Consider the following 10,128-nt stretch of genomic DNA (forward strand, 5'->3'; position numbering starts at 1 on the left):
TTACTCGAGGTAGTCGCGCAGCGACTGCGAGCGGGACGGGTGGCGCAGCTTCGCCATCGTCTTCGACTCGATCTGCCGGATGCGCTCCCGCGTCACGCCGAAGGTGTCGCCGATCTGGTCGAGCGTCTTCGGCATGCCGTCGCCCAGGCCGAAGCGCATGCGGATCACGCCCGCCTCGCGCTCGGACAGGGAGTCGAGGAGGCTCTCCAGCTGCTTCTGCAGCATGGTGAACCCGACCGCGTCGGCCGGCACGACCGCCTCGGTGTCCTCGATCAGGTCGCCGAACTCGCTGTCGCCGTCCTCACCGAGCGGCGTGTGCAGCGAGATGGGCTCGCGACCGTACTTCTGCACCTCGATGACCTTCTCCGGGGTCATGTCGAGCTCCTTCGAGAGCTCTTCCGGGGTGGGCTCGCGGCCGAGGTCCTGCAGCATCTGCCGCTGGACGCGGGCGAGCTTGTTGATGACCTCCACCATGTGCACCGGGATGCGGATGGTGCGGGCCTGGTCGGCCATCGCGCGCGTGATCGCCTGGCGGATCCACCAGGTGGCGTAGGTCGAGAACTTGAAGCCCTTGGTGTAGTCGAACTTCTCCACCGCGCGGATCAGGCCCAGGTTGCCCTCCTGGATCAGGTCCAGGAACTGCATGCCGCGGCCGGTGTAGCGCTTGGCGAGGCTCACCACGAGGCGCAGGTTGGCGCCGAGCAGGTGGCTCTTGGCGCGCTGGCCGTCGCGGGCGACCCAGCGCAGCTCGCGCTCGAGCTCCTTGGGCATGTTCGGGGTGTTCGCGAGCTTGTCCTCCGCGAACAGGCCGGCCTCGATGCGCATCGCGAGCTCGACCTCCTCCGCGGCGTTCAGCAGCGGGACCTTGCCGATCTGCTTGAGGTAGTCCTTGACCGGGTCGGCGGTGGCGCCGGTGATGGTCGTGGAGTACACGGGGATGTCGTCGTCCTCGTCCACGGCGCGCAGCACGAGCGCGTCGGTGGGCAGCGGGGCGTCGGCCGCGGCCTGCACGGCCGCGCTCTCGCCCTTCGGGCCGGACTCCTCGGCGTCGTCCGACTCGGCGTCGTCGCCCTCGGTCTCCGCGGACTCGTCAGTCTCGGCGTCGTCGACCTCAGCCGCGTCGTCGACGTCGATCTGGACCTCGGCGTCGTCGTCGAGCTCCTCGTCGTCGTCGCCCTTGGCCTTGGTCGCGGCCTTCTTGGGCGCAGCCTTCTTGGCCGGCGCCTTGGCCGCCGTCTTCTTCGCCGCCGGCGTGCTGGCCGCAGCGGTCTCTTCGGTCTCCTCGACCGCCTCGGCCTCGCGGGCCTTGGTTGCTGCACGGGTTGCCATGATGAACACCTTTCATATCGAGCGGGGCCGTGGTGCGCCGGCCGTGCGCCCGACTGAGGTCGCGTGCGGACATTACTAAGACCCATGTCAAGTCTTGGGCTGTCGCGCCGGGCACCATCGAGTGCTCCGACCCCAGGACATGAACGGGTCCAGGTATCAATTATTGCACGTTCTCGCCAGGTTCCCGACCATCCCGCCTGCGCCAAACGTCAACCAATGCAACCCACAAGGGGCCCACTTCTATTCCCTCCTCCTCCGCCATCCGCCGCCGCGTGCGACGGCGGGCGCGCACCAGGAAGACCACACCGAACCCGACGATGACGTACTGCAGCGCGAACGCCCACCGGAAGGAGTCCAGCGCGTACAGCCCGGCGACCGTGTGGGCGGTGTTCTGCGCGTCGAGGGCGACCCCGATCAGGAACATCATCACGAAGCTCGCGAGGAATCCGCCGACGTTCACGAAGCCGTTGGCGGAGCCGAGGCTGTGCAGCGGGTTGGAGGTGCGCGCGAAGTCGAAGCCGATCAGCGAGCCGGGGCCGCCGATCCCGATCGCGACGAGCAGCAGGACCAGCAGCCACAGCGGCGGCGTCGTGGGCCACAGCAGAACGAGCGCCCAGACGATCCCCATCATCGCGACGATCCCGAGCACGAGGTTGCTGCGCCGCAGCGGGAAGCGCGCGGTCAGCACGCCGAGGATCGGGCCGGCGATCAGGCCGGCGACGACCGACACGATGAGCAGGCCGCCCGCCTCTGCCGGATCGATGCCGAGCGCGAACACCATGAACGGCAGCCCCCACAGCAGGTTGAACACGGTGCCGGAGGACTGCGTGGTGAAGTGCGACCAGAACCCGAGCTGCGTGCCCGGCCGGGCGAGGCTGATCCGGAGCTGGCGGATCGACTCGCGCCAGGTCGCCGGCCGCGGCGCCTCGCTCGATCCCACCGGCCGGTCGCGGATGGCCGCGACGATCCCGACCAGCGCGACCACCGACACCGACGCGGCGCTGAGGAACGCGGTCGTCCAGCCGGACTGATGGAGGAGCAGGGCGAACGGGATCGCCGAGAGCACCTGGCCGAGCTGGCCGATGTTCCCGATCCACTGCGAGAGCTGCGGGACGATCCGGCCGCGGAACCAGGAGTTCACCAGCCGGATGAGCGAGGTGAACACGGTCGCGTCTCCCGCTCCGACGAGGATGCGGCCGACGATGGCGAGCGCGATGGTCGGCGCGAACGCGACCGTGACCTGCCCGACGACCATCAGCGCGGTCCCCGCGATCATCAGGGCGCGCGAGCCCACGCGGTCGATCAGCACGCCGACGGGCACCTGCATGGCCGCGTAGACGATCAGCTGGACGACCGCCATCGAGGACAGCACCGCAGCCGAGACGTGGAAGCGGTCGGTCGCCGCAACACCGGCCACGCCGATGCTCGTGCGCTGCATGACGGCGACGAGGTAGGCGAAGGCTCCGATCCCGAAGATGACCCAGGACCGACGCGAATTCACTCCACGATCTTATTCCAGCCGCAGCGGAGTCACCGCGACGGGCGCGGGACCGGACGGCCGGTCAGCGCTCCCCGCGCGGGTTCTCGTCGTCTCCGCGGCGGTCGTCGCCGTGCCGGCGGAAGGCCAGGAAGTTCTCCAGCTCCGCAGCGATCTCGTCGGCGCTCGGGAGCTCGCCGTCGCGGTCGGTCAGCGGCGAACGCAGCTGGGTGTCCTCCATGTACGTGTCGTGCCGCTCCTCCAGCGTGCCGACCAGCTTGGCGAGCTCGGAGTTGCCCGCGACCTGCTCGTCGATGTTGGCCACGAACTCGCGGTCCTCCTCGCGCAGGCGGTCGGTCGGGAAGATCAGGCCGGTCGCGGCGCTGATGCTCTCCAGCCCCGCGATCGCGGCTGCCGGATACTCGGTGTCCGCGAGGTAGTGCGGGATGAGCAGGACGAACCCGGCGATCGGGTACGACAGCTTCTGCAGCCGGAACTCCAGCAGGTGGAGGGCGTTGCCCGGCACCTGGGTCTGCGGCTTCCAGATGGACATCCCCTCGATGAGGTCGGAGCGGTTGCCGCTGACGGTCACGCCGATCGGCCGCGTGTGCGGCACCGGCATCGGGATGGAGTGCACCCAGGTGACGCTCTTCACCTTGTAGCGCTCGATGAGCCCGAGCACGGCATCGGTGAAGGCCTCCCAGCGGAAGTCGGGCTCGAACCCGGAGAGGAACAGGAACGGCTGGCGCAACTCGTCGTAGACCAGGTGGAGCTTGAGCGTCGACGGCTGGTAGTCGGCCAGGTGGTCCTGGTCGAAGTAGATGATCGGGCGCCGGGCGCGGTAGTCGAGCAGGATGTCGGCGTCGAACGTCGCGACCACCTCGCTGTCGAGCGTGCCCAGCAGGTAGGTGCCGAGCTGGCTGACGCCGGAGCCGGCGTCGGCGAACCCGGTGAGCCCCGCGATCAGCGGGAGGCCCTCCGGCACCGCCAGTGCCGGATTCAACACGTACAGTTCGCCCGGGTCTCGCATATGTCAACTCTAGGCCGAGCACCCGACCCGGTCGTGGCGCAGAGGGCCGCTCGCAGCACGCCCACAGCGAACAGGCGGCCTCCGGCTCCGCGCCGGGCCGAGCGGATAGGGTCGAGACATGACCCCTCCCGCGCTCAGCGTCACTCCCGTCCCTTCTTCTGCCGCCGACGTCCTCGTGGTCGCCGCTCGCTCCGGCGCGGACGGCATCGCCGTCCTCTCCGCCTCGGCGCGCGAGGGACTGGGCGAGGAGCTCCGCGCGGTCGGCTTCGGCGGCGGCAGGGACGATCTGGTCCGCCTGCCCGGTGCGGCGGGCGGCCCGGCGCTCGCGGTGGTCGGCCTCCCGGAGCCGGTGGACGAGGACGCGCTGCGCTACGCGGCGGGCACGGCGATCCGCCAGCTCGCGGGAGTCGGCCGGGTCGCGATCGACGTGCCCGTCGACGACGACGCGGGTCTCGGCGCCGTGCTCGAGGGCGCGGCCCTCGGGGCGTACGCGTTCACCGACTACCGGTCCGCCAGCCGGGCCGGCGTCAAGGCCCCGGTGGAGACCATCGAGGTCGTCGGCGAGTCGGCGGAGAGCGAGGCTCTCGTCGCCCGGGCCGTCGCGGTCTCCGGCGCCGCCGCGCTCGTGAAGGACCTGGTCAACACTCCCCCGATCGACCTCTATCCTGCGTCGTTCACCTCGCGGGTGGAGGAGGCCGTGGAGGGCCTTCCCGTGACCGTCGAGGTCTGGGACGAGCGCCGGCTGGAGGCCGAGGGCTTCGGCGGCATCCTCGGCGTCGGCCTGGGCTCGGTGCGCCCGCCGCGGCTGGTGAAGGTCGACTACGCGCCCGCCAGCGCGGCGAAGCATCTCGCGCTGGTCGGCAAGGGCATCACGTTCGACTCCGGCGGCCTGTCGCTCAAGCCGGCCTCCGGCATGGTGGGGATGAAGTACGACATGACCGGCGCGGCCACCGTGCTCGCGGTCGCCCTCGCCGCCGCGCGCCTGGCCCTGCCGGTGCGGGTGACCGCGTGGCTGTGCCTGGCCGAGAACATGCCGTCCGGCTCCGCCATCCGGCCGAACGACGTGCTGCGCATGCGCGGCGGCCGGACGGTCGAGGTGCTGAACACCGACGCCGAAGGCCGGCTCGTCCTCGCGGACGGACTGGTCGTCGCGGGCGAGGAGCACCCGGACGCGATCGTCGACGTCGCGACGCTGACCGGCGCCGCGGTGGTCGCGCTCGGCACGCGCTACGCCGCGATCATGGGCTCCGACGACCTGGTCGGGGACGTCATCGCCGCCGCGAAGGCCTCCGGCGAGCTGCTCTGGCCGATGCCGCTCGCGAGCGAGCTGCGCGCCACCATCAACTCCGACGTCGCGGACATCGCCAACGCCAACCCGGGCGTGACCGCCGGCGGGATGCTGCTGGCCGGGGTCTTCCTCCAGGAGTTCGTCGGACGCACCTCGGACGAGGACGACGCGCCGCGCATCCCCTGGGCGCACCTCGACATCGCCGGCCCGGCGAAGGGCCCGTCGGCGCCGTACGGGTTCACGGGCAAGGGCCCGTCCGCCGTCAGCGTACGTGCGCTCATCCGTTTGGCCGAGGACTTTTCCCGGAGGTAGTAGGGTCGTATGGGCAGGAAAATCCTGCCCATGCAACGCCTGCCTCGAGCCATCCCTCGGGGCAGGATCGTGTCACGAATCCTGATGCGCGAGGAGTAGCTGGGTGTCTGAGCAGAACTTTGACATTGTGGTGCTCGGCGGTGGGAGTGGAGGCTACGCAGCAGCGCTGCGTGCGGCCGAGCTCGGTTTCACCGTCGGCATGATCGAGAAGGACAAGGTCGGCGGCACCTGCCTGCACCGCGGCTGCATCCCGACCAAGGCGCTGCTGCACGCGGCCGAGGTCGCGGACTACTCGCGGGAGTCGGCGAAGTACGGCATCGTCACGGAGCTCAAGGGCATCGACATCAACGGCGTCACCGAGTACCGCCAGAGCATCATCGCCAAGAAGTACAAGGGCCTCCAGGGCCTGGTGAAGGCCCGCGGCATCACGGTCATCGAGGGCGAGGGCAAGCTGACCTCCCCCACCACCGTGCAGGTCGGCGACGACACCATCACGGGCAAGAACGTCATCCTCGCCACCGGCTCCTACTCGCGCAGCCTCCCCGGCCTCGAGATCGGCGGCCGCGTGATCACCAGCGAGCAGGCCCTCGAGCTGGACTTCGTCCCCAAGAAGGTCGCCGTGCTCGGCGGCGGCGTCATCGGCGTCGAGTTCGCCAGCGTCTGGAAGTCCTTCGGCGCCGACGTCACGATCATCGAGGCCCTCCCGCACCTGGTCCCCAACGAGGACGAGACCATCAGCAAGTCGCTGGAGCGCGCCTTCCGCCGCCGCGGCATCGACTACCGCCTCGGCGTCCGGTTCTCCGGCGTCACCCAGAACGAGAACGGCGTCGTCGTCTCGCTCGAGGACGGCAGCACGGTCGACGCCGAGCTGCTGCTCGTCGCGGTCGGCCGCGGCCCGCTCACGGCCGGCATGGGCTACGACGAGGTCGGCGTCACGCTCGACCGCGGCTTCGTCATCACCGACGAGCGCCTCGCGACCAACATCCCCGGCGTTTACGCCGTCGGCGACATCGTCCCCGGCCTGCAGCTCGCGCACCGCGGCTTCCAGCAGGGCATCTTCGTCGCCGAGGAGATCGCTGGCCTCAACCCGATCGTCGTCCCCGACGTCAACATCCCGAAGGTCACCTACTGCGACCCCGAGGTCGCCTCGATCGGCCTCAGCGAGGCCAAGGCGGCGGAGCAGTACGGCGCCGACGCGATCACGAGCTACGACTACAGCCTGGCCGGCAACGGCAAGAGCGAGATCATCGGCACGAGCGGCACCGTCAAGGTCGTCCGCGTCAACGACGGCCCGGTGGTCGGCGTGCACATGATCGGCGCGCGCGTCGGCGAGCTCATCGGCGAGGCGCAGCTCGCGGTGAACTGGGAGGCGTACCCGGAGGACATCGCCCCGTTCGTCCACGCGCACCCCACGCAGAACGAGTCGCTCGGCGAGGCCTTCCTGTACCTCGCGGGCAAGCCGCTGCACACCCTCTAACGCGTCCGCCGCGCGAGCGGCTGCAATAAGCTACTGAACGATCAGGTTTTGAAGGAGAGAAGCTCATGAGCGAATCCGTCAGCCTCCCGGCACTCGGCGAGAGTGTCACGGAAGGCACGGTCACCCGCTGGCTGAAGAACGTTGGCGACCGTGTCGAGGTGGACGAGCCCTTGCTCGAAGTCTCGACCGACAAGGTCGACACCGAGATCCCCTCGCCCGTCGCGGGCGTCATCGAGGCGATCCTGGTGCAGGAGGACGAGACGGTCGAGGTGGGCACTGCGCTCGTGACCATCGGCGACGGCTCCGGTGCGGGTGCGCCGGAGGCGGAGCCGGCTGCTGAGGCGGCGCCTGCTGCTGAGGCTGCGCCTGCTGCTCCGGCAGAGGCTGCTCCGGCACCGGCCGCTGAGGCTGCTCCGGCTCCGGCCGCTGAGGCCGCGCCGGCCCCCGCCGCTGAGCCGGCTCCTGCCGCTCCCGTTCAGGAGGCTCCTGCCGCTGCTCCCGTTCAGGAGGCTCCGGCTGCCGCTCCGGCTCCGGCCGCTGCTGCCGCTCCGGCCCCTGCCCCTGCTCCCGCTCCGGCCGCCGAGGCTCCCGCCGCGTCGGGCGGCGCGCACGCCGGCACCTCCGGCTACGTGACCCCGATCGTGCGCAAGCTCGCCAACGAGCACGGCGTCGACCTCGCGAGCGTGACCGGCACCGGCGTCGGCGGACGCATCCGCAAGGAGGACATCCTCTCGGCCGCCGCTCCGGCCGCCGCAGCTCCCGCTGCCGCCGCCCCCGTGGTCGAGGTGTCCCCACTTCGTGGCACCACGCAGCAGATGTCCCGCCTCCGCAAGGTCGTCGCCGAGCGCGCCGTCATCTCGATGCAGTCGACCGCGCAGCTCACCACGGTGGTCGAGGTCGACGTGACCAAGGTCGCCGCCCTGCGCGACCGGGTCAAGAGCGACTTCCTCGCCAAGACCGGCACGAAGCTCTCCTTCCTGCCGTTCTTCGCCCTCGCGGCCGCCGAGGCGCTGAAGGCCTACCCGGTCATCAACGCCACGGTCGACGGCGACAGCATCGTCTACCCGGACCACGAGAACATCTCGATCGCGGTGGACACCGAGCGCGGCCTGCTCACGCCGGTCATCCGCAACGCGTCCGACCTCGACATCGCCGGCCTCGCCGGTGAGATCGCGGACCTCGCCCAGCGCACCCGCGACAACCACCTCAAGCCGGACGAGCTCGCCGGCGGCACGTTCACGCTGACCAACACCGGTTCGCGCGGCGCGCTGTTCGACACTCCGCTGGTGTTCCTCCCGCAGGTCGCGATCCTGGGCACGGGCATCGTCAGCAAGAAGCCGGTCGTGATCACGGCCGACGGCACGGACTCCATCGCGATCCGGTCGACGGTCTACCTGGCTCTGTCGTACGACCACCGCATCGTCGACGGCGCCGACGCCGCGCGCTTCCTCGTCGCGGTCAAGAACCGCCTCGAGGGCGGCGCGTTCGAGGGCAGCCTCGGCATCTGAACGATCTGACCTGACCTGGAACGGCCCGGCTCCCCTGAGGAGCCGGGCCGTTCTGCGTAGGTGAGGCCGCGGTGTCGGGCGTGCCGCGTCAGCGCGCCGTGTCGAGCGACTCCGCGCGGGTGCGAGCGCGCGTCCGGGACCGCAGCCGGGACATCGGCACACCGATGAGGATGCGCGACAGCGGGGTGAGATTGACCAACAGTGCGAGGATCCACGGCACGATGAGTGCCGCCAGGAACATCTTCGGCGAGCCCAGCGGCGCATTCGGACGCAGCGCCTGGATGACGACGGCGTGGGTGAGGATCACCATGAACGACGTGAGCGCGAGCCGGGTGATGACTGCGCCCGTCACTCGCCCGAGCCGGGGAACCGTCTCCTCCGCCACCAGGATCAGCCCGACGCAGATCGCCAGGGAGACCAGCACGGTGACGACCGGCATCCCGAAGTCGGACTGCTTCAGGTCGACGGGCGGGACGACGTTCGTCGCGACCAGCGCGAATCCGACGACGAGGAGACCGGCCCCGACCAGGCCGGGTCGCGGAATCCGCCCGCGCACCCGCTTGAACTGCCGCCCGGCCAGGACGAAGATCAGGCACGGCACCGCGACACCCGCCGACATCGGCAGCTGCTGGAACGGCACGTGGAAGACCCACAGCGCCGCGAGCGCGGCCAGCGGAATCGCCCACTGCACGATCTCGGGCAGGCGTTCTACCAGGCGCAGGTAGATCGCGGCGAAGAACAGCGCCGTGACGAACCAGAACGCGGCGAACTGCCCGGTGAGCTGCGCGCCACCGTGCAGGGCGGTCGCCAGGGGAAAGGTGACCCTGCCCTGCAGGATGAGGTCGTTGACCAACGGCGACAGGATGATCAGCAGCCAGGCGAAGTACGGAACGAGCAGCGTCAGCGTGCGCTTGCGCACCTCGGTGAGGAGCGGCCGGTTCGCCGTCCACAGGTAGCCCGTCAGCACGAAGAAGACCGGCACGTGCCAGATGAACAGGCTGCTGCGCAGGAAGTTCAGCCCGAACACGTGACCGTAGACGATCGCGACGACGCCGAGCACCCGCACGGCGTCGATCGCCGCAGACCGCGGCTTCGGGGCACCATTCGCCGCCGGCACCTTCGTGCTCGCCACTCTCGATCGACCCCGCTTCCCCTGACCCGGCCGCATCGCGGCGATGATCCCCGGTTCGGCAGTCTAGCCCGAGGTCCCCGACGGGTCGGGGAGAACCACCAGGAGGAGCACCGCCACAGCCGGTGGCGTGCCTGCGACGACCGCGAGCACCGGCCGCGCCGCGATCCAGGAACGTGCCGTCGCCAGGGCGAGGGAGATCGGACGGTCGCCCAGCAGATCGAGCAGCCGTTCGATCGCGGCCAGGAGAGCACTCTCCCGCGGCCGGTCGCGCGGCAACGCTGCGAGGGATGGTGGACTGCGCCGGGCAGCGACGCGATCCCGGCGGCGCCCAGGGCGTACGGCGGGCGGTCCGGTGACACCGTCACTGCTGGAGCGGGAATCCAGAGGCGGCGGCAAGGCGACACGATCACGGCGAGACCCGGGACGCACCGCCGACGTGTTGTCCACCCCATCGCGGCCGCTCACGGGCCCGAGCGCCGGCGCCCCGGCGACCCCATCGCGGCGGCTCACGGGCCCGACCGCCGGCGCCCCGGCGACCCCAACGCGGTCGCTCACGGGGCGGACCGCCGTCGGAT

Annotated in this window: 8 protein-coding genes; 3 read left to right on the top strand and 5 right to left on the bottom strand. The window is 70.6% G+C overall.

Annotation, left to right across the window (positions count from 1 at the left end; genetic code table 11):
* The 3 genes from AC3A3H_RS15635 to AC3A3H_RS15645 form a co-directional block, all read right to left on the bottom strand.
* Positions 1-1,329: an RNA polymerase sigma factor gene (locus tag AC3A3H_RS15635; protein WP_487615453.1), complete on the bottom strand. Its 1,329-nt coding sequence runs from the start codon at positions 1,327-1,329 to the stop codon at positions 1-3.
* 160 nt (positions 1,330-1,489) lie between these two features.
* Positions 1,490-2,830, bottom strand: a complete 1,341-nt coding sequence (locus tag AC3A3H_RS15640; RefSeq protein WP_487615454.1) for an MFS transporter — start codon at positions 2,828-2,830, stop codon at positions 1,490-1,492.
* A gap of 61 nt (positions 2,831-2,891) precedes the next feature.
* Positions 2,892-3,836, bottom strand: coding sequence for a proteasome assembly chaperone family protein (locus tag AC3A3H_RS15645; RefSeq protein ID WP_487615455.1), 945 nt, complete (start codon positions 3,834-3,836; stop codon positions 2,892-2,894).
* Positions 3,837-3,954: 118 nt separating this feature from the next.
* Between AC3A3H_RS15645 and AC3A3H_RS15650 the strand changes: the two genes are divergently transcribed.
* From AC3A3H_RS15650 to sucB, 3 genes are all read left to right on the top strand, one after another.
* Entirely contained in the window at positions 3,955-5,436 is a 1,482-nt protein-coding gene (locus tag AC3A3H_RS15650) for a leucyl aminopeptidase (protein WP_487615456.1), read from the top strand.
* 103 nt (positions 5,437-5,539) lie between these two features.
* Positions 5,540-6,913, top strand: a complete 1,374-nt coding sequence (lpdA, locus tag AC3A3H_RS15655; RefSeq protein WP_487615457.1) for a dihydrolipoyl dehydrogenase — start codon at positions 5,540-5,542, stop codon at positions 6,911-6,913.
* Positions 6,914-6,978: 65 nt separating this feature from the next.
* Positions 6,979-8,421, top strand: a complete 1,443-nt coding sequence (gene sucB / locus AC3A3H_RS15660; protein WP_487615458.1) for a 2-oxoglutarate dehydrogenase, E2 component, dihydrolipoamide succinyltransferase — start codon at positions 6,979-6,981, stop codon at positions 8,419-8,421.
* An 88-nt stretch (positions 8,422-8,509) separates the two neighbouring features.
* On the opposite strand, the gene AC3A3H_RS15665 is transcribed toward sucB, so the two are convergent.
* Together AC3A3H_RS15665 and AC3A3H_RS15670 are read right to left on the bottom strand one after the other, a co-directional pair.
* On the bottom strand, positions 8,510-9,553 hold the full coding sequence (locus AC3A3H_RS15665; RefSeq protein WP_487615459.1) for an acyltransferase family protein: 1,044 nt from the start codon (positions 9,551-9,553) through the stop codon (positions 8,510-8,512).
* A 63-nt stretch (positions 9,554-9,616) separates the two neighbouring features.
* Positions 9,617-9,829 (bottom strand): hypothetical protein, encoded by a 213-nt coding sequence (locus tag AC3A3H_RS15670; RefSeq protein ID WP_487615460.1) that lies wholly within the window; start codon positions 9,827-9,829, stop codon positions 9,617-9,619.
* Positions 9,830-10,128: the final 299 nt, after the last annotated feature.

The sequence above is a fragment of the Leifsonia sp. Soil_N53 genome, from assembly GCF_057655165.1.

What these genes read in the sequence shown, in the direction of transcription:
- AC3A3H_RS15635 (WP_487615453.1), bottom strand. Translation starts at nt 1,329, where the DNA reads ATGGCAACCCGTGCAGCAACCAAGGCCCGCGAGGCCGAGGCGGTCGAG.
- AC3A3H_RS15645 (WP_487615455.1), bottom strand. Translation starts at nt 3,836, where the DNA reads ATGCGAGACCCGGGCGAACTGTACGTGTTGAATCCGGCACTGGCGGTG.
- AC3A3H_RS15650 (WP_487615456.1), top strand. Translation starts at nt 3,955, where the DNA reads ATGACCCCTCCCGCGCTCAGCGTCACTCCCGTCCCTTCTTCTGCCGCC.
- sucB (WP_487615458.1), top strand. Translation starts at nt 6,979, where the DNA reads ATGAGCGAATCCGTCAGCCTCCCGGCACTCGGCGAGAGTGTCACGGAA.